Below are 25,305 nucleotides of genomic sequence, written 5' to 3' on the forward strand. Positions count from 1 at the left end.
GTCCGGACCCTGCGCGGCAGGGCCGGACACGCTCCCAAGGCCCCCTGCAAAGAGGTACGCCATGAAGACCCTTCCTGGCCTCTACACCCCCGCCGTGGCGCCGCGCTCGCTGCGGCAACGTCCCGCTTCCCTGTGGGCCGATGCCCTCTGCCTGGCCCTCGGGCTGATCGCCCTGGCGCTGATCTGGCATGGCGTCGCCGAGATGCGCGCGCCCCTGGCCGTGCTCGACGCCGATCCCATGACCCTGGACCTGGCACGGCTGCCCGAGTACGCCCTGCGCACCACCCTGCGTATGTTCATCGCCCTGGGCGCCTCGCTGCTGTTCACCTTCGTCTTCGCCACCCTGGCGGCCAAGAGTCGCAAGGCGGAGCTGCTGATCCTGCCGGCCATCGACATCCTGCAGTCAGTGCCCATCCTCGGCTTCCTGACCTTTACCGTCAGCTTCTTCCTGGGCCTGTTCCCGGGGCGGCAACTGGGCGCCGAGTGCGCCGCCATCTTCGCCATCTTCACCAGCCAGGCCTGGAACATGGCGTTCGGCTTCTACCAGTCGCTGCGCACGGTGCCCGAGGACCTGCAGCAGGTGAGTCGCCAGTTCGGGCTGTCGCCCTGGCGGCGATTCTTTCGCCTGGAGCTGCCGTTCGCCATCCCTGGTCTGGTATGGAACACCATGATGTCCATGTCCGGTGGCTGGTTCTTCGTGGTGGCCTCGGAAGCCATCACCGTGGGCGACAACACCATCAACCTGCCGGGCATCGGCTCCTGGCTGGCGCTGGCCATCGCCCGGCAGGACATCGCCGCCATCGGCTGGGCGGTGCTGGCCATGGGACTGGTGATCCTGGTCTACGACCAGCTGTTCTTCCGCCCGGTGGTGGCCTGGGCCGATCGCTTCCGCGTCGAGCAGACCGCCAGCCAGCAGGTGCCGCGCTCCTGGGTCTACGACCTGGTCCGCCGCGCGCGCCTGGGCCGCATGTTGGGTGGCTTCGGCAGCTTCTGCATCCAGCTCGCCACCCCGCGGATCCGCCGTCCCTGGCCGCACTGGCACCTGGCGCCGCAAAGCCGTGCCTGGCTGCAACGCGGGCTGGACGTGCTCTGGTACGGCGCGCTGCTGCTGGTGCTGCCCTATGGCATCTTTGCGCTGTATCGCTTCATCGCCGCCGACGTCTACTGGGTGGAAGCGGTCTCGGTGCTCGGCCTGGGTCTGCTGACCATGGCCCGGGTGCTGCTGCTGATCGCTGTCGCCAGCCTGATCTGGGTGCCCATCGGCGTCTGGATCGGCCTGCGCCCGGGCTGGTCGCAGCGTTTGCAGGCGGTGGCCCAGTTCCTCGCCGCCTTTCCGGCCAACGTGCTGTTCCCGGTGGCGGTGGTGGGCATCGTCAGCTTCCACCTCAATCCGGACATCTGGCTGTCGCCGCTGATGGTGCTGGGCACCCAGTGGTACATCCTGTTCAACGTCATCGCCGGCGCCAGCGTGCTGCCCAACGACCTGCGCGAAGCGGCCCGGCTGTTCGGCCTCAGGCGCTGGCAGTGGTGGCGGCAGCTGGCCCTGCCGGCGATCTTTCCCTACTACGTCACCGGCGCCCTGACCGCCGCGGGCGGTTCCTGGAACGCCAGCATCGTCGCCGAGGTGGTGAGCTGGGGCAACGAGCGCCTGCAGGCCCATGGCCTGGGCGCCTACATCGCGCAGATGACCGCCGCCGGCGACTTCCCCCGGGTCGCCCTGGGCATCGTGGTGATGTCGATCTTTGTCCTCGGTTTCAACCGGCTGCTCTGGCGGCCCCTGTATGCCTATGCCGAGCGGCGCCTGCGGCTCGACTAAGAGCCTGTTCAAAGGCTGCTGCGCGTCGGCCGAACTGCGTTGGAAATGGCCTGGGCCGCCAGCCCGGTCGGAATGCTCATTTACCGCTCGTAAACTCGAGCGCGAGCCCGGTCCGCTTCCTCAGCCATTTTCGCGGGGCCGCCTAGGCCTTGTCTGTCTCTAGCTCGCTAGCCTTTAAACAGGCTCCAGAGGAGAACCGCCATGAACCTGACCACCCTGAACCCGCGTCCGCTCATCGACGTGCAGAACATCCGCCAGCTGTACGGCAACGCCGGTGGCCCGGCCCGGGTCGTGCTGGACGAAGTGTCCCTGACCCTGCACGAAAACGAGATCGTCGGCCTGCTGGGGCGCTCCGGCTCGGGCAAGTCGACCCTGCTCAGATCCATCGCCGGGCTGCTCACCCCCAGCGGCGGCACCGTCGCTTTCCCGCCCAAGGACGACGGCCAGCGCGCCCGGGTCAGCATGGTGTTCCAGAGCTTCGCGCTGTTTCCCTGGCTGACCGTGCTGCAGAACGTCGAGATCGGCCTGGAGGCGCTGCACGTGCCGCTGGACGAGCGCCGTCGCCGCGCCCTGGCCGCCATCGACCTGATCGGCCTGGACGGCTTCGAGAGTGCCTATCCCAAGGAGCTCTCCGGCGGCATGCGCCAGCGCGTCGGCCTGGCCCGTGCCCTGGTGGTGCACCCGGACGTGCTGCTGATGGACGAACCCTTCTCGGCGCTGGACGTGCTCACCGCCGAGACGCTGCGCACCGACCTGCTCGACCTCTGGGTCGAAGGGCGCATGCCGATCCGCTCGATCCTGATGGTCACCCACAACATCGCCGAGGCGGTGCTGCTCTGCGATCGGGTGCTGATCTTCTCCAGCAATCCCGGGCGCGTCGCCAGCGAGATCCGCATCGACCTGCCGCAGCCGCGCAATCGCCACGATCCGGCCTTCCGCGAACTGGTGGAGGAAATCTATGTGCGCATGACCGGCGAGACCACGCCGGCGCCCCACGAAGGGGGTGTTCCCGGCAACGGCCTGGGCATGCGGCTGCCGACCGTGTCCACCAACGCCCTGGCCGGTCTGCTGGAGGCGGTCCAGGCCGCGCCCTACGACGGCCGCGCCGACCTGCCGGAACTGGCCGGTGGGCTGGGCTATGCACTGGACGAGCTCTTTCCCCTGGCCGAGGTGCTGCAACTGCTGCGCCTGGCGGTCCTCGAAGGTGGCGATCTGCGCCTGCTGCCGGCCGGGCGCGCCTATGTCGAGGCGGGGGTGGACGTGCGCAAGCAGCTGTTCGCCCGCCAGTTGCTCAACTTCGTGCCCCTGGTGGCCCATATCCGTCGGGTGCTGGACGATCGCCAGGGCCACACGGCGCCGGCGCGGCGTTTCCGCGACGAACTGGAGGACTTCATGGACGAAGCCGACGCCGCGCGCACCCTCGGCAGCGCCATCCAGTGGGGGCGCTATGGTGAACTCTTCGCCTATGATCAGGCGGCTGATATGTTCAGCCTGGAAAACCCGGGTTAAGAGCGACTAATAAAACTACTGCGCGTCCGCCAGACGGGCGCGTGCAGTGCTCGGAATCCTCATGTATCCCCATACACTCGTACGCGAGCCCGGTGCGGTTCCTGCGCGCCGCGCGCACCCGCCTGACAGCCGCTCGCTACGTTTTCTTAGCCGCTCTAGGACGTCTACGCGACCACGAACGAGAGACTGGCCATGGATCGACGACCCTTCGCCACCACCACCCACTGGCTGCGGCTAGGAGGCCTCTGCGCCCTGGCGCTGGGCATCGCCCTGCTGGACACCTTCACCGACCGGGAGATCGCCATCGGCGTCTTCCAGGTGGTGGTGGTGCTGCTGGCGGCCGGCTTCCTGTCGGCGCGCGGGGTCACGATCACCGCGCTGGGCTGCACGCTGCTGGTGCTCTGCAGCTATGTCGCCACCCGGAGCGGGGATCAGGAGGCCGGGCTGGTCAACTGCATCATCAGCCTCCTGGCCATTGTCGCGGTCGCTGCCCTGTCCCTGCGCCTGGAGGCCGCCAAGCGCGCCGCCGACGCGGCCCGGACACGCCTGGCCCAGGCCGGGCGCCTGAGCCAGCTGGGTGAACTGGCCGCATCCATCGCCCATGAGGTGAACCAGCCGCTCACCGCCATCGCCGCCAGTGGCAACGCCTGCCAGCGTTGGCTGAGCAATCAGCCGCCGCAGGTGGAGCGCGCCGTGCAGGCGGCGCAGCGGGTCATCGACGACGCCCACCGCGCCAGCGCGGTGATCGCCCGGGTGCGCAGCCTGGTGCGCCAGGCGCAGGTGGCCAAGGATTGGCTGAACGTCGCCGATACCGTGGAGCAGGTGCTGGATTTCGTCCGCGCCGAATTGAGCCAGCGTCAGGTCGCCGTGGAGGTCCGCCTGCAGGAGGGTCTGCCGCCGCTGCTGGCCGACGAAAGCCAGCTGCAGCAGGTCATCCTCAATCTGCTGCTCAACGCCCTGGACGCCCTCGAAGGGATGCCGCCCGAGCAGCGGCGGGTGGTCATCCAGGTGGGACAGGACACCGCCGGCGCCATCCGCCTGGGCGTGGAAGACAGCGGTCGCGGCTTGACGCCCATGGCGCGCGAGCAGATGTTCGAGGCCTTCTACACCACCAAGGCGCAGGGCATGGGCCTGGGACTGGCGCTCAGTCGCTCCATCGTCGAAGCCCATGGCGGGCGAATCTGGGCCACCTCGCTGCCGGAAGGCGGCACTGGGGTCTACTGCAGCCTGCCCAAGGATCCACAACCATGACCTCTCAAAGCCTGACCGACCAGACCCAGTCCGCGCGGGTCCACCTGGTGGACGACGACGCCTCGGTGCGCGCCGCCGTGGAAGACCTGCTGGCGTCCGTGGGGCTCAGCACCCGCAGCTATGTCTCGGCCGCCGATTTTCTCCACCGGGCGCGGCTGGACGAACCGGGCTGCCTGGTGCTGGACGTGCGCATGCCCGGCATGAACGGCCTGGATCTGCAGCAGGAATTGCAGCGGCGTGGCCTGGCCTTGCCGATCATCTTCATCACCGGCCATGGCGACATCCCCATGTCGGTCCGGGCGATGAAGCAGGGCGCCCTGGAATTCCTCACCAAGCCGTTTCGTGACCAGGACCTGCTCGATGCCATCGACCAGGCGCTGCGCAAGGCACAGGACGCCCATGCCCAGCGCCGGCAATTGCAGGCCCTGCAGACCCGCCTCGACACTCTCAACGACGGCGAACGGGCGGTGCTGGCGCGGGTGGTGACCGGCCTGCTCAACAAGCAGATCGCCGCCCAGCTGGGGGTCAGCGAGATCACCGTGAAGGTGCGCCGCGCGGCCCTCATGCGCAAGCTGCAGGCCGGCTCCCTGGCGGAATTGGTCAAGATGGTGGAGCGGCTGGAGGCGTCACGCGGCTAGGCCATTGCGACGCGCCATGCAGCCGCTGGACAAGCTCCACAGTATTCTTGTCGCGCCAATCGCTGACGCGCTAAAGAAAGGCATTAGTCAGTCGATACGGGCTTTAGAGGATCGCCTTCCGCCGATCCAAGGAGCCCGTCTTGAATCTTCGTCAGCTACGCATCGCCCCCCGCGCCACCCTCTGCTTCGGTGCGGTCACCCTGTTCGTGATGCTGCTCGGCGCCTTCGCCCTGGTCCAGCTCAAGGCCCTGCGCGCCACCGAGCAGGCGATGGAAGCCGAATGGCTGGCGAGCGTCCAGACCACCGATGACATCCAGGTCGCGCTGCTGCACACCCGCCTGGAAAGCATCCGGCTGCTGGCCAGCGAGGACAGCGCGGCCATGGCCCTCGCCACCCGGCAGATCCAGGTGAATCGCGATCTGATGAACGCCCGGACGGCCTATTACCGTGACCACCTGATTTCCACCGCCGAGGAACGCAGCAACTTCGACCAGGCCGCGCTGCAGATGAAAGGCTATCTGGACGGACTGGATCGGGTGGTGACCCTGGCCGCCAGCGATCGCGCCGAAGCCCTCAAACTGGCCAATGGCGAGCAGCGCCAGCGCGCCGAAGGCTATCAGGAGCAACTGACCCGGCTGCGCGAATTCAACGGCGAAGGCGCCCGTCAGGCAGGTGTAGCAGCCACCGGCATCTATGACCGCAGCGTCAGCATTGTCGTCGGCATCATGCTGCTGGCGGTGCTGGTGACCCTGCTGCTGGCCTGGCGGCTGACCCGTAGCCTGGCCCAGCCGATCGGCGCTTCCCTGGCCGTGGCCAACGCCATCGCCCAGGGCGAGCTGACCGGCAAGATCGATCCCACCGGCAAGGACGAAGCCGCCGGGCTGATGCGCGCCCTGGCGCAGATGCAGGACAACCTCAAGGACACCCTGCATGGCATATCCAGTTCTTCCAGCCGCCTGAGCGACACCGCGCGCACCATGCACGCCGTCACCGACCAGGCCAGCCGTGCCCTGGCGAGTCAGAACGCCGAGATCGACCAGGCCGCTACCGCGGTCACCGAGATGAGCGCCGCGGTGGAAGAGGTGGCCCGCAACGCCTCGTCCACCTCCCAGGCCGCGCGGGACTCCAGCGTCGCCGCGGAAAACGGCAATGCCAAGGTCGGCCAGGCCCTCGATGCCATGCAGCGCCTCACCGAACAGGTGCAGTCCACCTCGGTGCAGGTCGAAGGCCTGGCCGGACAGGCGCAGGACATCAGCCAGGTGCTCAGCGTGATCGGCTCAATCGCCGAGCAGACCAATCTGCTGGCGCTCAATGCCGCCATCGAAGCGGCCCGGGCGGGCGAACAGGGTCGCGGTTTCGCCGTGGTCGCCGACGAGGTCCGCGCCCTGGCGCACCGCACCCAGACCTCGACCCGCGAGATCGAGCAGATGATCCAGGCGATCCAGAAGGGCTCGGCCGAAGCCCTTGACTCCATGCAGCTCAGCACCACCCAGGCCCAGGCCACCCACGCGGTGGCCCAGGAAGCCGGGGCGGCGCTGAGCGACATCCTCCAGGCCGTGCGCCTGATCGATGAGCGCAACCTGCAGATCGCCACCGCGTCCGAAGAGCAGGCCCACGTCTCGCGCGAGGTGGACCGCAACCTCATCAGCATTCGTGATCTGTCGGTGCAGACCAGCGACGGCAACCGCGAAACCGTGGGCGCCAGCGAGCAACTGTCGGAACTGGCCGGCGAACTGCAGACACTGGTACGACGCTTCAAGCTGGCGTGAGGGGAGGGCGCGCAGTCTGGTATCGCGCGCCCTGAATTTACAAACAGTTACCTCTGACCACTGTTTTTTGCCAGCTCATCGGCGCGGGCAGGACGAATGCTTCCCTGAATGGTGGCATTTTGGTATCAATGGTTATTGTAATACCTATTAGATCCCGCCCACCGACGTGCTTGCCGAGAAGCCATGGCGCTGCCCCAATACAGCATCAGAGTCCCCGTGTCCCAGTTGCAGCTGGGCATGTACGTCTGCGAACTGGATCGGCCCTGGGAAGGCACGCCCTTCCTGTTTCAGGGTTTCCCCATCCAGAGCGTGCAGGACCTCCGCACCCTGCGTGACACCTGCGAATTCGTCTGGGTGGACCGGCGGCAGAGTCCTGCCGTGACGCCGCTATCGGCCAACCTGGCCGCTAATCTGGCGGTCGGCGACCAGACCAAGACCTATGCCATCGACTACCGGGATGAGGTCAAGGCCACCGAGCCCGTGTGGCGCGACGCCCGCGCCGTGTCGATGCGGCTGCTCGACGCCGTCAGGTTCGGCAAGGAACTCAACGTCAGCGAAGTCCGGCGGGCGGTGGGAGAGTGCGTCGAGAGCGTGCTCAAGCACCCCGCGGCCAGCCTCTGGCTGGCGCGCATCAAGCAGCGTGACCACTACACCGCGGAACACTGCCTGCGCGTCTCGCTCTATGCCATCGCCCTGGGCAAGACGCTGGGCATGCTGCCCCTCGAACTGGAAGAACTCGGGGTGTGCGGCATGCTGCACGACGTCGGCAAGATCAAGGTGCCCGACGAGATCCTCAACAAGCCGGGCCGCCTGACCGAGGAAGAATTCCGCATTATGCAGGCCCATACCACCTACGGCCATCAGTTGCTGATGGCCAACAGCGAGGTGCCGCCTGCCGCGGTCGACGTCGCCCATACCCACCACGAACGCATGGATGGCAAGGGCTACCCCCGCCAGTTGCCAGCGCAGCGCATCCCCTTCAAGGCCAAGATCATCGCCGTGGTGGATGCCTACGACGCCATCACCAGCGATCGCCCCTACAGCGAGGGCCGTTCCAGCCTGGAAGCCTTGCGCGTCCTCTTCGAAGCCCGGGGCACGCAATTCGACGAAGTCGTCGTCCTGGCCTTCATCCAGCTGATCGGCGTCTATCCGCCGGGCGAGATCGTCGAGCTGAGCACCGGCGAGGTGGGTATCATCATCGGCTTCGACGCCGGCAGCAAATTGAAGCCGCGGGTGCTGATCGTGCTGGACACCAGCAAGCAGCCGCGACCAGAGCAGGTACTCGACCTGGCGCGCAATCCGCTCGATGAGCAGGGGCGCCTCATCAGCGTCCGCGCGGTAAAACCCTCGGGTGCCTATGGCATCGATATCGACGCCTACCGCGCCAAGGGGCTGGTGGTGCCGGGCTGAGTGCGAAACGAGCGCACAGGGACGGTCCTCGTTGCGCTGTCTGGCCCGTCCTGGATTCGGCCGGCGCCAAGCGGCTTTGCTCAGCTAGCAATCGACGTGGCGACCGAATTCACGACCACGCCTTTGATCCGGTCACGCTGCGCGACCAGACCCAGCACGCCGGTCAGCAATGTGGCCAGGCACAGCATGCAGCCCATGCCCAGCAGGCCGGCGGTGAAGGAGCCGGTCGCATCCTTGAGCCAACCCACGGCGTAGGGACCGACCAGGCCACCCAGGCTGCCGGTGGCGTTGATGAAGGCGATGCCGCCCGCCGCGGCCTGTCTGCTGAGAAAGGTCGCTGGAATGCTGTAGAAGCAGGTGCGCACCGAGCACAGGCCGATCAGCGCGACGGTGAGTCCGATCAGGGCCGGTAGCAGTTCGTTGAACATCACCGAAAACAGAAAGCCCGCCGCGCCGGTACCACAGGTGAGGGCGAGGTGCAGGATGTAGCGCCGCTTGCCGGCCAGGACCCGCGCCCAGATCAGCATGGCGCCGCTGGCGATGATGTAGGGCACCGCGGAGATCCAGCCGATCTGCAGGGTGGTGAGGTGATGGCTCTTGAGGATCTACGGCAGCCAGACGCCGATACCCAGGATGCCGATGATGTAGCTGAAAAGGATGGCCGCCAGCAGCCAGACGCGGCCGTCCTTGAGCGACTGCCGAAAGCTGTGGGTGCCCTTGCTGGCCTGTTCGGCGTCCAGCGCGCCTTGCAGGGCCTGGCGTTCTTCCGCGCTGAGCCAGGTAGCCTGGGCGGGCTGATCGGCCAGCATCTTCAGGCAGAGCACGCCCAGGAAGCAGGCCGGCAGCCCTTGCAGCACCAGCAGCCATTGCCAACCGGCGTAGCCCCAGAGGCCGTCCAACTGGAGCATGGCGGCGGACAGGGGGCCACCCAGCACCGAGGACAGCGGGATGGCGAAGAGAAACCAGGCCATCACCCGGGTGCGGTACTGCACCGGAAACCATAGCGATAGAAAGAAGATCACGCCGGGAAAGAAGCCTGCCTCGGCGATGCCGGCCAGGAGGCGGATTACCGCATAGCTGGTCGGACCCTGGGCAAGGGCCGTGGCCGCCGCGCACAGCCCCCAGGTGATCATGATCCGCGCCAACCAGCGTCGGGCGCCGAAGCGATACAGTGCCAGGTTGCTGGGCACCTCGAACAGGCAATAGCCGAGGTAGAAGATCCCGGCGGCAAAGCCGAACTGGGCGGCGGTGAGGCCCAGATCGTCGTTCATGGTCAGGGAGGCGAAGCCGACATTGGTGCGGTCGAGGTAGTTGAAGAAGTAGGCGAGGGCCAGTAGCGGCACTAGGCGCAAGGCGGCCTTGCGGCAGGCTCGCTGCACGACCGGATCGAGGCCTTGCCCCTGGTGGACGGATGAAGTTGGCATAGGGCGGACCTTGTTCTTGTAGGGGTCGCGCCAGCTTAGGGCGGCCCTTCGTTTGCCCGCCAAAACCTTTTCGACATGGCTCCTCATAGCGTTTCGGCATGTGCCTATCCATGCCGGTGCATTATGGAGATCCATCCGGATAAAGCATTTGTTCTGCGAGAGGCTTTGCATCACGTTCGGGGATCACGCCTGCTGCGTGACGTCCGAAAACGACAAGGAACAGGTGCAATGATCAAACAGCGTTTCACTACCGGCTGCCTCACCCTCGGCGCCCTGACTCTCAGCCTGGCGGCCCTTGCGGCGGAACCCGTACGAAGCTTTCAGAGTGTGAAGGGCGATGTCAGCATTCAGGTGCTTGATCAGGGTAAGGGCAAGGTCATCGTCATCCTGCCGTCCCTTGGCCGGGGTGCCCATGACTACGACGAGGTCGCCGCCCAACTTGCCGCCGATGGCTATCGGGTCCTGCGCCCTGAGCCGCGAGGCGTCAATGGCAGCAAGGCGCCCATGGCCGAGCTGACGCTCCACGACTTCGCCGCCGACGTGGCCCAGGTACTCGACGAGGTGAAAAGTGGACCCGCTGTGGTGGTGGGGCATGCCTGGGGTAGCCAGCCTGCGCGCGTGCTGGCGGTAGATCGTCCGGATCTGGTCAAAGGCATCGTCCTGGCCGCCGCATCGATTGGCAAGCTGCCGGCCGATTCCAAGGAGAAGCCCTATGGGCGTCTCAAAGAGGCAATCAATGGCTCCGGCAACTACGCCCTACCCGAGGCGCAGCGGCTGACCTATCTCAAGCAGGCGTTCTTTGCGCCAGGCAACGATCCGCGGCCCTGGCTGACCGGCTGGTACGGGCAGACCCATGACGCCGAGGGCTATGCCCGCGACCATACGCCGGTGGACAGTTACTGGTCCGCCGGAAATCAGGTGCCCATCCTCGACCTGCAAGGTGAGCATGATGCCGTGGTCATCCCGAATATCCTCAAAGGCATGTTGGGGGCGCGAGTCGAACATCAGGTCATTGCCAATGCGGGCCATGCCATGGCACCCGAGCAACCCAAGGCCATGGCGGACGCCATCGCCGGTTTTGCCAAGCGGGTGTATGGGCTTTAAGCCAAAGCTGAGCGACGTGGCAGGAAAGCCCCTGCCACGCCGTCAGGAAAGAAATTGGCGATAGTTGAACGGGCGGATAAGGCTGCAGCCAGTGTCGGTTCCCGAAATTGTTGCGACATTCTGGAAATACCAAAACCGGAAATAGCTAATGACAGCAATCGACCCATAGCGGACGTTGGCGGTGAGCAGCTACCGGCCAAAAGCAGCCGCTTGGCTGCCCCGTCAGGCGTTAGATATGCCTACTTCCTGAAAGTCTCGAAAAGATATAGGCATTCGTCTCGTTGGGTAGGGATGAAATTGACCTGCATTAAAAATGGGATCTATTTTCGCTCTGCGCATCTGGCTAACGTGAGCCTCATCCCGGACGGTACATTTGGTCTGATCGACATATCCGACATGAAAACTTTCCACCGCCCCCTGCGCAAGAGGCTGCGTCTGCGCAACTTCAAGCACATGCGGCGTTACGAGCGAGATCGCCAAAGGTTGATCGAAGGTAACAACCGGCTGCCCTCAACGTCTATCAGAAAGACCTGCCCTGCCAAAGCGATCAATACGTAAACTAGGTCATTGGTGGACTTTTCCGAATCCCAAAAGATGTAGCTCGAAATACAGGCAACCAAAGCCGCGCTGAAGCAAGCAGCGATGTTTGCTCAAGTCTGTTTTCAGCTTGTCAGCCAACATTACTGAATGCCCAACCTATGATTACCCCGACAACCAGTGCGCCCAGCAGTTTAATACGATCACGAAGCTTACGCCGCTGCTTGTTAATGCGTTCCTGCGGGAGCTCGACGTGGTTGTCGAAGCCTGTGTGCAAGACTGCGTCGTTTTCCAGAATCAAAGCGTAACGGTTTTTCGCTGCATAGATGCCCGCCAGCTTCTTTTCGCCGCTGTGTGCGGCATAGGGGGCATGTTCTTTATAGTCTTTCAGGCGCCGCAGGCCAGGATTGAATGAAAAACCCTGCCACTCGGGCTTATGCGAGCCCAGCCTGTAGAAGGGGATGCCCTGCACCACTTCTCGGGCATTAAGGTACAAGTAAGGGCTATGCACCCGTAGATCATGGCTGTAGCTGCGCAGCCAGACTTGCAGCGCCTGCGGATCGTTTTCCAGCAGGGTAATGGACTCTTCGACAAAGCGTGGGCGGTAGAAGTCCCAGTCATCCTCGCAGTGGAACACCCATGACGTTTCGATAAGTGCATAGGCGGCATCTACCGAGCGCATTTGTCCGAGTTTCGGGTTGTTGATGATGAAGCGGGTGAACGGACGCCAGTGCTCGGGGATGCAAGCTTCAACTTGGGCATCTCCGGAGTCTTCGGTAATTAGCACGGTACGAATCGGTGCGGAGTTGAACTGGTCAAACGTTTTAAGCGTGCGCGTCAACAGGTCGAACCGTCCACAACTGGTGACAACCAGAGTGATATCGCTACTTTCGCTAAATTGCATCATATGTACTCAATAACTGAAAGTTCAAAGGCTATTATAGCCCTAATCTAGACGCGGCCTAGCCAGCTCATCACCGGCTTGGCCATTCATAAAGGGTACGTCTTGCTACAGGACGATGTTTTGCATGTCGACAAAACATAATACCCGGTTTTCGTTGGTGCCCTGATCATAGGCGAATAGCAAACAACCGCAGGGTATGGCTTCGAAGTTTTTGATCACGTACTTATCCATATTCATATCGACACTATCTAAAAATGAATCCAGTGCGGGGTATGCAATGCTCATCGCCGGCAGGCAAGCTAAAGGAAAATGGTACGCATGTAATCGCGGTTACCTCTGGTAAACATGAGAGGCTGCTTCGCGACTTACGGTTCCATGTGAACTTTTTGGTTTGTCTGGCCGGGTTGCAAATCCATATATCCCCACGGCGAAAAGGTATAGTAGAAATTAAGGCGACGAGTAAGCCGGTAAGGAAGATGCTCGCTGGATATTTCTTCTCCAAGGATCGCGTGCTATTTCTACACTGCGCGCTCGAAGTGAGAGAGTCGCAAGGCGACAGAATCTCCACCATTCCAGCGCGGCAGCAGGGTAATTTCCAAGAAGATAAAAGGCGATCGCCGCCTGTGCCCCGAGATGGCGATCACCTGCCTGGACTAACGTTGTTTGTATGATGCAATCTTGGCGCCACAGAGGACTAGGATCAGTAACGCTGAGGTGAAGAGCAAAGAAAAGCTTAGGGACGTTGCATGAGCGATAAATCCTATCGCAGCCGGCCCCATCAGTATCCCTAGGTAGCCAATCGCATTGACGATTGCCAGCGCTTGAGCGACGGGCATTACAGTCTGATGTCCTGCCTTGGAGCAAAATATCGGAACGAGATTCGAGATTCCTAATCCGACGAGCACGAAGCCAAAAACCGAAACTATCCAATAGTCGATGCCTACCGCCAACGACATACCGCCCATTGCCAATACACTTCCTACTAGTAACACTGCTCGTGAGCCTACCTTGCTTACGATCCAATCGCCTGACAGCCTCCCTATTGCCATGGTTACCGAAAACGCAGCATACCCGATTCCCGCAATATCAGGCTCCATGTCCCGGTTCGAAGTTAGATAGACGGCACTCCAGTCGAGCATAGAACCCTCAACCAGAAAAGCGATGAAGCACAGCCCCGCTAGTAGTAACACCAGCTTGGTTGGTTTCATTTTAGCTGGTGCCCCCTCAAGCTCCGCAAACGGGAGCATGTGACGACCAAGAGATAAGAGCGCCACGCCCAATCCAAGAGCTAACATAAGGACTGACTGCACGGGATTGAGGCCTAGCCAGAGCAGCAGGCTAACTGTGCCCGCACCGAAAATATTTCCGACGCTGGCTAGCCCATGAAAACCAGACATCATCTGCTTGCTGTGGTGGCGCTCAACAAGCGAGCCTTGAAGATTCATGTTTACATCGGCTGTACCGATGGCGGCCCCAAACAACAACAGGAAAGCCAAGAGTGCCCAATATGAAGTGGTAGTTGCCAGACCAACAAGGGCAACAGCGGTAACAGCGCTTGCAAGATAGACAGTACTTCTGCAGCCAATTCGATTAGCTAAACGGGCCACAAACGGCATCATGCACATTGATCCGGTACCGAGGCCCAAGAGGAGTAGACCAAGTTCCGCCTCACCTATCTGCGCCCTTTCCTTAGCAAATGGAACCAAAGGTGCCCATGCACCCAGGCAAGATCCCGCTAGGAAAAATGCATATCTGGAGGCAGTTAGCGTATTAGGGGTAAAAGAAGCTTGCTCGGTACTGTTCATCTAATAAAGCCTGAAGTTAGCAAAAGAATACCATGCCTACAACTTACGTTGCAGGCCGATAATAAAAGCCTTGCTGACGCATCCGACATTGAAAGCTACGCCCATTTCTCACGGATGTAGCGCTCCACAGTAAAGACGCCCGGTGAGTAGCCGAGTTTTCCGCCGGCATTTTAGCCGATACGAGTCAGTGCGCAGCCTCCCTGTACCAAAAGAGATCAACTGTCCCCATGACCATCAGCGGCGCCCTGTACCGACTGCTACCTAATATCTACCCAGTAGCTGATGCATGGATTGATGCATTCAGCGTTGTCATAAAATCTCTTCAAATAATATGGCGCGGGTGTTTTTGATCATCTTGTGATGAAGCGTGAGTTGCATATCCTCCCGCGACAGGCCGACAGCACCGATATTCCGGCAACCTTGTTACAACCATTGATGCTTGCCACTATCTTGATCGGATATTCTAGTTCAGAAATTTTGGTCATACAAAAATCCATCAGCAACACCGGTCAATTCGTTCATCCAAAACTTTCGATCTATCAGCTATTTGGTTCGATCTCTTGCTCAGCACTAGAAATCGTACAGATGTACGGATTATATCTTACTGCGAGCGATAGTCAGCGTCAATAAAATCGTACATTTGTACGATTTAACATTCTGTGCTAATGTCAGCCGGCTGAGATAGGAGCATGCATGACAAATGAGAAACGGAAGACTTGGCGGCAAGACCCTCATCGCAGGGAGCACATCCTCAAGGCAACCCTAGACTGCATCGAACTGCACGGGGTTGTATGCACAACGTACCGGAAAATTGCCGAACTGTCGGGCGTACCTCTCGGGTCACTTACACACTACTTCCCGAGCATGCACGATCTGCTGCTTGAGGCATTTCAGGTGTTGGCTAAATGCGTATCTACTCGATTTGTAGCAGCAATTCGAAAAGCAAAGACCAAAGAAGACGCTTGCCATGCGATAGTGGATGTTATCTTTGAAAGATCCACATTCGGCACTAGAACGATCCAACTGACTTGCGAGCTCTATATTTTTGCAGGTCGTAATCCTGCCATGAAGAATGTTATGAAAGACTGGATGCTTGAAATTAGAGGATCACTCGAACTCTATTTCTCCCGCTTATCAGCAGTCGCGCTAGATTCTTTGATTGAGGGAATCATTCTTCATCGATCAATAATTCCCATTACTCGTGAAGACGCTTACAAAATGATAGTTAGACTATCCGAGCTGTAAGATTTAATGGTGGCGAACAAAAAAGAAGGTGTTATCTGGCAGCGTATCCATGCCTATATGGAATTGGGTGGCTCTATTCACATCGTTCCTCAATGATGAGACAAACGTGTTAGCCTCCGGGTGCCATGCCCATATTTGGGTATGGCCTGAGACCTATGGTATTTCATTAGAACGGAAACCGGTTCGAATGGCCGCTTCTGGCCGACTGCCGCCCCACGCGAAGGTCTGCAATGGGTCGGATAGCGACGGCCCCGCAGCCGTCGCCAGGTCATGCGGCTAAACCTCTGTCTGCTCGGCCATCTCCAGAGCGTCGTCTACCTCTATGCCAAGGTACCTGACAGTGCTTTCCAGCTTCGTATGGCCCAGTAAGAGCTGTACGGCCCTGAGGTTCTTTGTTCTGCGGTAGATCAGCGACGCCTTGGTTCGTCGCAGGGTATGTGTTCCGTACAAGGCTGGATCCAAGCCAATCGCTGTCACCCAGGCTTTGACGATCCGTGCGTACTGTCGGGTGGAAATATGCTCGGAGTGGGCAAGCCTACTTGGGAAGAGGAAGTTCTCGCTTCGAAGCTTGGCACGGCCTATCCAAGCCTCCACAGCTGAGCGTGTCTGCTCTGTGATCTCAAACTGCACCGGACGATGAGTTTTTAGCTGCATCACCATAGCTCTCGGCGAGACGTGCTCCCCGTGGGCTATGTCCCGCACGCGCAGTCTGGTGAGGTCGCAGGCGCGCAGCTTGCTGTCGATTGCCAAGTCAAAAAGAGCCAAGTCCCTGGTTTTCTCCGCAAGCTGGAGTCTGACGCGGATAGCCCAGATATCCCTAATCCGGAGCGGGGCTTTCTGACCAACGAGCTTTCCCTTGTTCCAAGGCTCGTGGCTAGCGACTGCTATCGCTTTCATGGCTTGTTCTCCTTAGTGAGGGAGTACAAGCATGGGCCTGACAAGGGGACGGAGCTATCCGACCCGTCAGCCGGCCGCCGAGCCGGAAACGGCCAGAAGAGGACATCGATAAGCGACTGCTACCGCTCAAATCGCTCAGTGCCTTGGCAAAGCTCGTCAAGCGGATGCGCTCGAGGTGGCAGTGATGCCGGCTAGCGAACCGTGGATCGCGCTCGATTCCTGAAAGGCAATACCGAGCAAAAGCCGCGGGATGAGGAACGCCAGTCCGACAAGCCGCTGCGCTGTGACGCCGATAAACGCGCAGTCTTTCTAGACTTCTGGCTGCTAGACATGCAGAAGGACTTCGCCGTCGAGGTCTTCGGTATCTAACCTGGAGGTGATTTACCTTTGCCCTGGACGTCGATTCACCGCGCTCAAGCACTAACAAGGATGGCGACCCAGGAGGGCTGCGGCCGCCTGACTCTCAGCTGCTCACCAACGAGCCTTGCCGCGGGGCGCGTCATGCTCATGGCTGTCGCAATGACCAAATTCTGGCGATTAGATGCCCGAGATCCAGACGTAGAATCTGCATCCAAGTTTGCCGCTTGCGTCACCGATTGCAGGGAAATATGAGTAGCAGCAAACTCCCTTTTCTGTGCTTATAGAGCAGCTCGAGATAGATCTTGAATACTGACCGCCTGTCCCCAGGCGCGGAATTTTATTATAGCGAGTCAGCAATGGGCGCATAGTCAGGGGCATAACAGGTCCAAGGCGTCGGTGAATGGTTTTGCTTGTTGCAATTCAATGATGCTGTCATGGGTGGAAAGGGATTTCCTGTTACTACCTGGGTTTATGGGCGCGGTGTAATGGATAGGATGCCCTTGGGCATTCCGCTCCTGATGAAAAGGGCGGGTCAATATTTAAAATGGCCCATGAGGACGTTTGACAGCCAGATATCTCTCACCTGGAATGCTTGGCGTGCCTTTAAAACAATATGATGGATGCAGGGTTTATCCGGTCTGCCGGCTTTGGCTTTTCCTGCCAATGATGGTGATCTGCAGTATTGCTGCAGATGCCGTTTTCTAGCCGTATTCGTTGCTGGTTAGTTGCGCTGCCATGATTTGAATGTGGATTTCAATAGTTGCGCAGAGTCTCTTGCGTTTCGTTGTTTTGTGACTTCGCGCGGTGCGTGTGGCACGCATCTAGGCCTTTTGGGGGTGACATGCCAAAGGATTCAGCGGCTACAGAAGGCATATTGTATTTTTTGCTGATCGGCGTGGTCTTGATAGTCTTGTTTTCTAGTCTTGTTTTTGATTTTTGGTAAAGGGCCACTTGGATGGCCTGCGCATCTCTCTGAAAAGAGTGCGGTGGCTCGCTCTGCTCTAGGCAATGATCGAAGGCCCTCAAGGGTCAGAGCGATGTTAGATTGTGCAGCGGGACATCTAGTTTACCATCTTATTTTGACAGTCTCCTGATGGTGGGATGCGCTATTTCGATAGCACGTTCTATAAAAATACGGTGATGGGCTAGCCCTCTGGTGGTGGTGCTTTTGAAATTTAGAGAAAGTCGATTTTCATGCGGGCCGGCTGCAGAGTCAGAGTGGGTGATCTATACGATGGTGTTTTTGATTTCGCGCCAGGATGTCTTGTAGATTATGATGCTCTGTTTGGTTAGATACGGTTTGATGATTGTTATTTTATAGATGAATGTAGTCGAGCGCGCTACGTGATTCATAAAGCTATTTTATGATAACTGTATGGGAAGGGTGGGCTAGGTAGAGGTGGTGATGGACGTCAATCTGATGATTGTTTCTACAAAAGCACGAGCTTCTGGATTCATAAAAAGCATTGGTTCTGCATCTACTGTCTTTGGTGTGTCGCATTTTAGTAGCGTTAGTTCAGCATTAGAGGCGCTCAAGGATGAAGGGGGGCCGGATGTTATCGTCCTGGTATTGACAAAGAGCGTCCTGAAACCCGCTAAAATCCTGGAGCTCTTGGGTGTCGCCGCGAAAAAAAGCTCTCCCATTCCAGTTATGCTTTTAGGGGCAGAGTCATTCCGTGCCCGCGTAGATTTCGCAATTCAAGAAGGTGCGCACCTTTATATGGGTGATGAGTTTTCCCATCCTCGTCTCTTGGTACAGGTCTTACAAGACGTCTGGACGGGTTCTGAGGGATACCGCATCCGCAATAGCGTTTTGTCGAGAGCAAAGATCACTTTGGACTCCATCAGCGACGGAGTCATAGGTACTGACGGTGCAGGAAAGGTTGAATATATTAATCCGGCTGCCGAGAAGCTGACGGGATGGCCGAAAGAATTGGCAAAAGGGAAACTTGTCAGCGATGTCATGAAAGTCAAGCTTGATGGGGCATTTGGCGATATACCTCATCCGGTTGAACTGGCACTGAGCAAGCGTGCGCCTACAGGATTAAGTGCCGGCGCTGTTCTACTGAGACGGAACGGTGGAGCAATAGACATCGAGGACTCCACCGCGCCGATGATCGATGAAAAGGGGGCGGTAACGGGGGCGGTCATCGTATTCCATGATGTTTCGATGGAACGTGCCATGAAAGCCAAGATGACTTATCTGGCGGAGCATGATCAATTGACCCATCTGCCCAATCGCCTGTTGTTCCGCGACAGGGCAGCACAATCCTTGCGATCCGCCGTCAGGAACCATTCAAACGTCGCGATAATCTTTCTGGACTTGGATAACTTCAAAGGGATAAACGATTCCTTTGGGCACTCGGTAGGCGATAAGCTTCTGGTTTCGGTTGCTGCTCGACTGTCAGGATGTGTGCGGGAAGAGGATACGGTGAGCAGGCAGGGCGGCGATGAGTTTTTAGTGTTGCTCGCAGGACTCAAGAATTGCGAAGCGGCCGAAAAGGTCGCAAAAAAAATCATATCCAGTTGCAATGAGCCTCATTTCATAGATGACCATGAAATTCGCATTACGATCAGCATGGGTGTAGGGTTTTCTCCGCAAGAGCATGTCGATATAGATTCGCTCATTGCGCAGGCTGACACTGCCATGTACCGGACGAAACAAAGCGGCCGAAACGGGTATACCTTCTTTAGCGATGAGATAGGCGCTCAGGCGCAGAAGCGGCAGAAGATCGAGGAGGGTCTACGTCAGTGTATCGATCTTGACGAGATCAGGCTTGTTTATCAGCCTAAGATCGATCTTTCGAACGGTACGGTGGTGGGTGTCGAAGCGTTGATGAGATGGCGCAATGATGTTTTGGGAGAAGTGGCGCCAAATAGTTTTATTCCCGTCGCTGAGGCGACGAGACTGGTAGTGGCGTTAGGTCGGTGGGCGATTAAGGAAGCCTGTACGCAAATAGGACAATGGAAGGCGCTGGGTTTAGGTGAGATCAAGATTGCCGTCAATGTTTCAGCGTTGGAGTTGGAAGACGACTCCTACGCAGACTACGTTGCCACGGTGTTGCGCGATTGTGAGCTGGATCCGGGGCTGCTGCAGCTGGAAGTGACGGAGACGATCTTCATAAAGGATTTGAGCAAGTGCCTGATACGGTTGGAGGTGCTGAAAGAAGCAGGTGTTTTGCTTGCGCTTGATGACTTTGGTACCGGTTATTCGAGCTTTTCATACTTGACCCGTATGCCCTTTGATTTTTTAAAAATAGACAGGTCATTTGTTCAAGATATCGATTTGGATAGCAACAGGGTGGCGGTGGTCGGTGCCATGCTCTCAATGGCGAAAAGCCTAGGCCTCACCGTCATAGCTGAAGGCATAGAAACCTCTGCCGAAGCAAATTTTTTTATGAATAGCGGATGCGATCAGGCCCAAGGGTTTTTCTTCAGTAAGCCCTTGGAAGCCATGGATATGTCCTACTTTCTTAGCCAGCAGCGCTTGTCTACAGCTTGATCTCTCCAGAAATGCCCTGTGCGTAAGGTGCTGGGCCGTGGTACTGGCTCGGAAAGTCAGACTGGATGTGCAATGGGCTTTTTCGCCTACAGGCATGTTGACGCTCCAGCCACGCTGCGAGGTCTGTAGGTGTCTTAACCACGTAGCGGCAGATATGACAGGAGTCGATCGGTTTCCTTTTTCACTACGGCATAGCATTCGCAACTCAACTGTTCGAGCAGCTTACGGTCGAGTACCGTAATGTGGCCGCGGCTGTATTCGATCACGCCCTGGCGCTGCAGCTTGCCTGCGGCCTCGGTTACTCCTTCGCGGCGCACGCCGAGCATGTTGGCGATCAATTCCTGAGTCATGTTCAGCTGATCACCGGGCAGACGATCCAGCGACAATAACAGCCAACGACACAGCTGCTGGTCTATCGAGTGATGGCGGTTACAGACAGCGGTCTGCGACATCTGGGTGATCAGCGCCTGGGTATATCGCAGCATCAGTACCAGCATGTCACCGTGTCGATCAAATTCTTCCGTCAGGCGCTGACCTTGCAGCCGATACGCATAGCCGCCGCTCTGTACCACGGCACGGCTAGGTGTGCTCTCGCCGCCCATGAACAGCGAGATGCCCACCAGGCCTTCATTGCCTACCACGGCGATTTCCGCCGAGGCGCCGTTTTCCATCACGTTGAGCAGCGAAACGATCGAGTCGGTGGGGAAGTACACGTGGCGTACGGACTCACCAGATTCATAGAGCACCTGACCCAGCGCCAGATGGACGAGCTCCAGGTGCGAAGAAAGCCGTTGCTGGACGTCACCAGGTAGAGCAGCCAACAAGCTATTGCGCTGTGGCTTGGAGTCTTCGGGCATGGCTTCTCTTCGGCAGTTCGGTCGGATTGAGCCGACACTATACGCCTGGCGTCACCCACGAATGCTCCCTTGGCGTCAGGCGCTGCTGGGACGGCTCGCCGTATCGGCGATGTTGATCAGGTCCTGACCGTGGGCGTATGCAGACTCGTAGCGAGCCAGCTCGCTGGGCAATGCCTCGCGGAAGGTGACGGTTGCGGAGTCCGCCGGCCTGACGTCGCGCCTGGTGACCCGAATGATGTTGCCCGAACTTTTTGAAACGACGAAATAGGCAAGCATGACGGCTTCCTTGTGGCTGTATGAGCGATGTTGCTGTGTAGCGCCCTCCTCGAGGCAGGTTGCCGTGCTTGTGTCCGCAGACCAGCCGTTCGTTCAGAGGGCCCTGTCCCAGTCGGGAATATGGGGATGTCCTTGCATGATGCGGCTTTTCGCTGGTCCTTCGTCGTCAAGTCCTGTCCCTCTGTCTCGCGCGCTCCTGCGAAGGGCTCGGAGCGCTCTGGCATTGCGCAGCTCTAGTTGTCCGGCCAGCGCACATCGACCTGATGCTCCAGGCCATCGTCGATCAAATCGATGCTGTCGCCTTGCACCATCGTGCCGTCCATTTGCATGGTCGGCTGGGGCAGGTCGCCGCGGGAAAGCGCAATGCGGTAGAGGGTGGTGCCGAACCGGTAGTCCAGGCTGAAGGTCGCCCACTCTGCCGGTAGCACCGGGCGGATGCGCAACTGGCTGCCGCTGCGTTGCACGCCGAGGAGCGACTCGACGATCAGCTGATACATCCAGCCGGCGGAGCCGGTGTACCAGCTCCAACCACCCCGTCCTTCGTGGGGCGGCATGCCATAGACATCGGCAGCCACGACATAGGGCTCGACCTTGTAGGTGGCGGTGGCATCGTTCCCGTGGCCGACTGGATTGATCATCCGCAGTAGCTCCCATGCCCGGGCACTGTCTCCCAACTTGGCAAACGCCATGCCCGCCCACACCGCCGCATGGGTGTACTGCCCACCGTTCTCGCGAACACCGGGTACATAGCCCTTGATGTAGCCAGGATCAAGTACACCCTGGTCGAAGGGCGGATCAAGCAGCTGCACCAGGCCGATATCACGACGCATGAGGTGCTGCTCCAGAGACGCCATGGCCGCGCGTTGGCGCGGCTCTGGCGCCGCGCCCGACAGCACCGACCAACTCTGGGCGATGGAGTCGATGCGGCATTCATCATTGCCGACCGAACCCAGGGGCGTACCATCGTCGAAGTAGGCGCGGCGATACCAGTCTCCGTCCCACGCGTGCGCATCGAGACTGAAGCGCAACGTCTCGGCCTCTTCTTCGCAGCGCTTGGCAAAGGCGGCATCGTCATGGAGCAGGGCGGTGGTGGCGAAGCGGCGGAGCACGTCGTAGCCAAAGAAGCCGAGCCAGACGCTCTCACCCTTGCCCCCTTCGCCGACGCGATTCATGCCATCGTTCCAGTCGCCGTCACCCATCAGCGGCAAGCCGTGAGCGCCACGCGCCAAGCTGTGCTCGATGGCCCTCACGCAATGCTGGTACAGCGTCTCTCGTAAGGGGGAGTGGGTCGGCAGGTCGTAATAGGACTGTTCACCCTGGCTGAGTGCGCGTCCTTCCAGGTAACCCACGCTTTCCAAGAGGACACTGGCATCACCTGTGACCTTGACGTAGCGGCTGGTCGCCCAGGCCAGCCAGAGATAGTCGTCGGAGCAGCGGGTACGCACACCCCGATCCAGGGGCGGGTGCCACCAATGCTGCACGTCGCCTTCGATGAATTGATGGGCAGCGCACAGCAGCAGGTGCTGGCGAACCGCGGCCGGGTCGGCATGCAGCATGGCCATGCTGTCCTGCAACTGATCGCGGAAACCGAACGCCCCGCCGGATTGGTAATAGCCACTGCGGGCCCAGAAGCGACAGGCGATCACCTGATACATCAGCCAGCCGTTGACCAGTACGTCCACGGCCGGCTCCGGCGTAGTGATCTGCAGCTTGCACAGCGTGTCGTGCCAGTGCTCGCGGACGCATTGCAATTCCGCTTCTGCGGTGACGTTGCCCCGCATGCGCAGCACCAGACGGGATGCGGAGGTGGCATCCTGCGCGGCGCCGAGCCGGAAGGTGACGCTACGCTTTTCGTCAGGCGCCAGTTGCACATCTACCCGCAGGGCGGCGCAAGGATCTAGCCCTGGACCACTGCGTCCGGACAGGTGGGGCTGCGCCATCGCGGCAGGGGCACCGAGATGCCCATTGCGACCGATGAAGTCACCGCGGCCGGCGGTACTGCTGGCGATCGGCAGATCGACGTCATAGAAGGCCACACGGCCCGGAAACTCGATGGAGTAGCTATTGCGTGCGAAGAGCGCGCCGCTGTTCGGGTCGGTCTCGCTGACCACGTGCATGCAGGCCTTCTCGCGAAGATCCCCGAGTACCCAGGCCACGTAGCCAGTGATCGACAGCCGCCGGGGACGAGCCGAGGCGTTATGGATTTTCAGGTGCGAGAACTTGAGCGGATCCTGTAGCGATACGTAGACCCACAATTCGCTGCGGATACCGTCTTCTTCGTGTTCGAAGACGCTGTAGCCAAAGCCATGCCGGGTCACGTAGGTACCCTTGCCAGGACGGGGCAAGGGCGTGGGCGACCAGTAGTGGCCGCTGTCCTCGTCACGAAGGTAGAGGGTCTCGTCGCCTGGATCGCTGACCGGATCGTTGCGCCACGGGGTCAGACGGAACTCGTGGGCATTTTCGTACCAGGTGTAGGCGTTGCCGCTTTCCGAAATCACGCTGCCGAAGTTGGGGTTTGCCAGCACGTTCACCCAGGGCGCTGGCGTGCGCTGTCCGGCCTGCGAGTGAATGACGTATTCCTTGCCATCGGCGCTGAAGCCGCCATGGGGATTGCCGAGGATCAGGGACGCATCGGCCAGCGGAATCGCGGGGGTCGGAGCGATGCGGGGCAACAGCTCCGCCGCGAAGGCAGGTAGCTTCGGTTCCGCGCGGCGCCGGTGGACCTGCTCGGCGAGACTGCCGCGCTCATCGCTGAGCACCAGGTGAGCGACCGCCAGCATCAGCACGCGATCCTCATGGGAGAGCTGTTGCGCCGGCCGCACGAAGATGCCACCTGGCCGATCGATCAGGTGCGCCTCGCTGCCGGAGGTAACCAGCTCCATGATCGAGTCCTGCAGGTCCTGCCTATATCCCGCTTGGTCTTCGTTCCAGATCACCAGGTCGACACTGAGCCCTTTGTGTCGCCAGTAGGCGTGAGCCTGCACCAGCTTGCGCACCAGATCGATATGGATAGCCGTGGAAATCTGCAGCAGCACTATGGGTCGGTCGCCCGAGATCGCCTGGCCCCAGAGGCCGCTTTGATTGCGCTGATTGGCCGCGAGGATATTCGGTGCGGCCCGCAGTGAGGGATTGGTATAGATGATGGACGCAGCCATCTGCTCGAACAACCGCGCCTCGGCGTGGGAGGTGTTGAGCTGGCGCAGCAGCACCTGGCTGTGGGTCCAGCTCAGGTCGAAGACGCGGTCAGCGAGGCGGCGGTCGCGGTATTTGTTGATCAGCTGGAGGCAACCCTCACGGTTGTCACTCACGCCGGTCACCAGGTCGATGGTGGCGATCTGGCCTGGGTCGAAGGTGATCCGGCAGCGAATGGCCACGATGGGGTCGAGCACTGCGCCGGCGGTACCGGAAAGTGCCTCGGCATCCATGGCGGCGGGGTGCGTCAAATTGCGCCCACGCCCGATGAAGCGGGCTCGATCGGTTTCGTAGGAGATCGCCGCGATGTCCGCATCGTGGACTGCCAGCAGGTGACACAACCACGGCACCTTTTCATCACTGGAGCGCGGCCGCCGGCTACACAGGATGGCCTGCAGCGGGGTGAGCAGTTCGCTTTGCACGAACAGCTTGCTGAATGCCGGGTGCAAGGCGTCGCTCAAGGCGGGGGCCAGGACCACTTCCGCGTAGCTGGTAAGCTCCAGGGTTCGGCGCCGTCCACTGCGATTGCTGATGTGCAGGCGCCGTAATTCGATATCGTCCTCCGGCGAGACGACGATTTCGGTATGGACATCGAAATCACGTTCGCGGACCCGAAACTCGGCCCTGGCATCGGTGAATATCGCCTCGAAGCCCTCCGTCTTGCGTAAGGTGGGCTGGTGCGCCGAAGACCAGAAGTCGCCGCTGTCCACGTCGCGGAGGTAACAGAAGGTGCCGGTGTTGTCGCAGGTGATGTCTTCCTGCCAGCGCGTGACGGCCAGATTGTCGCGGCGGCTGTAGCCCCCGCCGGC

Annotated in this window: 19 protein-coding genes and 1 other RNA gene; 12 read left to right on the top strand and 8 right to left on the bottom strand. The window is 60.1% G+C overall.

Annotated elements, in window-relative coordinates:
• Positions 1–61 precede the first annotated feature (61 nt).
• The 7 genes from QMX82_RS20870 (at position 62) to QMX82_RS20900 (ending at position 8,393) form a co-directional block, all read left to right on the top strand.
• Positions 62–1,816 carry an ABC transporter permease gene (locus QMX82_RS20870; RefSeq protein ID WP_282287167.1) on the top strand — a complete coding sequence of 585 codons (1,755 nt, stop codon included), beginning with the start codon at positions 62–64 and terminating at the stop codon, positions 1,814–1,816.
• A gap of 201 nt (positions 1,817–2,017) precedes the next feature.
• Complete coding sequence (locus QMX82_RS20875) at positions 2,018–3,325, top strand: ABC transporter ATP-binding protein (protein WP_208691445.1); 1,308 nt, start codon at positions 2,018–2,020, stop codon at positions 3,323–3,325.
• A gap of 81 nt (positions 3,326–3,406) precedes the next feature.
• Positions 3,407–3,477: non-coding RNA, sX9 sRNA (locus QMX82_RS20880), on the top strand.
• A gap of 40 nt (positions 3,478–3,517) precedes the next feature.
• Positions 3,518–4,576, top strand: coding sequence for a sensor histidine kinase (locus QMX82_RS20885; RefSeq protein WP_282287169.1), 1,059 nt, complete (start codon positions 3,518–3,520; stop codon positions 4,574–4,576).
• Entirely contained in the window at positions 4,573–5,214 is a 642-nt protein-coding gene (locus QMX82_RS20890) for a response regulator transcription factor (protein ID WP_187979476.1), read from the top strand. The genes QMX82_RS20885 and QMX82_RS20890 overlap by 4 nt, the downstream gene beginning before the upstream one ends.
• 140 nt (positions 5,215–5,354) lie before the next feature.
• On the top strand, positions 5,355–6,983 hold the full coding sequence (locus tag QMX82_RS20895; protein WP_282287172.1) for a methyl-accepting chemotaxis protein: 1,629 nt from the start codon (positions 5,355–5,357) through the stop codon (positions 6,981–6,983).
• A 183-nt stretch (positions 6,984–7,166) separates the two neighbouring features.
• Positions 7,167–8,393: an HD-GYP domain-containing protein gene (locus tag QMX82_RS20900; protein ID WP_133860796.1), complete on the top strand. Its 1,227-nt coding sequence runs from the start codon at positions 7,167–7,169 to the stop codon at positions 8,391–8,393.
• An 80-nt stretch (positions 8,394–8,473) separates the two neighbouring features.
• On the opposite strand, the gene QMX82_RS20905 is transcribed toward QMX82_RS20900, so the two are convergent.
• Both QMX82_RS20905 and QMX82_RS20910 read right to left on the bottom strand, forming a co-directional pair.
• The gene (locus tag QMX82_RS20905; protein WP_282287174.1) at positions 8,474–8,947 is read right to left on the bottom strand and encodes a hypothetical protein; all 474 of its coding nucleotides are present in this window, start codon (positions 8,945–8,947) and stop codon (positions 8,474–8,476) included.
• Between the two features lie 51 nt (positions 8,948–8,998).
• Positions 8,999–9,817: an MFS transporter gene (locus tag QMX82_RS20910; protein WP_282287176.1), complete on the bottom strand. Its 819-nt coding sequence runs from the start codon at positions 9,815–9,817 to the stop codon at positions 8,999–9,001.
• 228 nt (positions 9,818–10,045) lie between these two features.
• Here QMX82_RS20910 and QMX82_RS20915 point away from each other — a divergent pair, with 228 nt between their 5' ends.
• A complete protein-coding gene (locus tag QMX82_RS20915; RefSeq protein ID WP_282287178.1) occupies positions 10,046–10,921 on the top strand; it encodes an alpha/beta fold hydrolase in 876 nt (291 codons plus the stop codon).
• A 54-nt stretch (positions 10,922–10,975) separates the two neighbouring features.
• Positions 10,976–11,479 carry a hypothetical protein gene (locus QMX82_RS20920; protein WP_282287180.1) on the top strand — a complete coding sequence of 168 codons (504 nt, stop codon included), beginning with the start codon at positions 10,976–10,978 and terminating at the stop codon, positions 11,477–11,479.
• 112 nt (positions 11,480–11,591) lie between these two features.
• On the opposite strand, the gene QMX82_RS20925 is transcribed toward QMX82_RS20920, so the two are convergent.
• Entirely contained in the window at positions 11,592–12,365 is a 774-nt protein-coding gene (locus tag QMX82_RS20925) for a glycosyltransferase family 2 protein (RefSeq protein WP_144949296.1), read from the bottom strand.
• Positions 12,366–13,015: 650 nt separating this feature from the next.
• Positions 13,016–14,167: an MFS transporter gene (locus tag QMX82_RS20930; RefSeq protein WP_144949299.1), complete on the bottom strand. Its 1,152-nt coding sequence runs from the start codon at positions 14,165–14,167 to the stop codon at positions 13,016–13,018.
• 693 nt (positions 14,168–14,860) lie between these two features.
• On the opposite strand from QMX82_RS20930, the gene QMX82_RS20935 reads away from it, so the two are divergent.
• Entirely contained in the window at positions 14,861–15,412 is a 552-nt protein-coding gene (locus QMX82_RS20935; protein WP_144949302.1) for a TetR/AcrR family transcriptional regulator, read from the top strand.
• Positions 15,413–15,688: 276 nt separating this feature from the next.
• Here QMX82_RS20935 and QMX82_RS20940 read toward each other — a convergent pair whose 3' ends face one another.
• The gene (locus QMX82_RS20940; protein WP_027597921.1) at positions 15,689–16,309 is read right to left on the bottom strand and encodes a tyrosine-type recombinase/integrase; all 621 of its coding nucleotides are present in this window, start codon (positions 16,307–16,309) and stop codon (positions 15,689–15,691) included.
• 201 nt (positions 16,310–16,510) lie between these two features.
• Between QMX82_RS20940 and QMX82_RS20945 the strand changes: the two genes are divergently transcribed.
• Both QMX82_RS20945 and QMX82_RS20950 read left to right on the top strand, forming a co-directional pair.
• Positions 16,511–16,678, top strand: a complete 168-nt coding sequence (locus QMX82_RS20945) for a hypothetical protein (RefSeq protein WP_156930129.1) — start codon at positions 16,511–16,513, stop codon at positions 16,676–16,678.
• Positions 16,679–18,074: 1,396 nt separating this feature from the next.
• Positions 18,075–20,171, top strand: coding sequence for a sensor domain-containing protein (locus QMX82_RS20950; RefSeq protein WP_144949305.1), 2,097 nt, complete (start codon positions 18,075–18,077; stop codon positions 20,169–20,171).
• Between the two features lie 134 nt (positions 20,172–20,305).
• On the opposite strand, the gene QMX82_RS20955 is transcribed toward QMX82_RS20950, so the two are convergent.
• The 3 genes from QMX82_RS20955 to QMX82_RS20965 form a co-directional block, all read right to left on the bottom strand.
• Positions 20,306–21,028: a Crp/Fnr family transcriptional regulator gene (locus QMX82_RS20955; protein ID WP_027597920.1), complete on the bottom strand. Its 723-nt coding sequence runs from the start codon at positions 21,026–21,028 to the stop codon at positions 20,306–20,308.
• Between the two features lie 75 nt (positions 21,029–21,103).
• Positions 21,104–21,304: a hypothetical protein gene (locus QMX82_RS20960; protein ID WP_027597919.1), complete on the bottom strand. Its 201-nt coding sequence runs from the start codon at positions 21,302–21,304 to the stop codon at positions 21,104–21,106.
• A gap of 233 nt (positions 21,305–21,537) precedes the next feature.
• Positions 21,538–25,305: GH36-type glycosyl hydrolase domain-containing protein (locus QMX82_RS20965; protein WP_442969407.1), on the bottom strand; the 3,768-nt coding region annotated here is incomplete at its 5' end.

Source organism: Pseudomonas sp. PS02302 (assembly GCF_029959585.1).
GTDB classification, from domain to species: domain Bacteria; phylum Pseudomonadota; class Gammaproteobacteria; order Pseudomonadales; family Pseudomonadaceae; genus Chryseomonas; species Chryseomonas aestiva.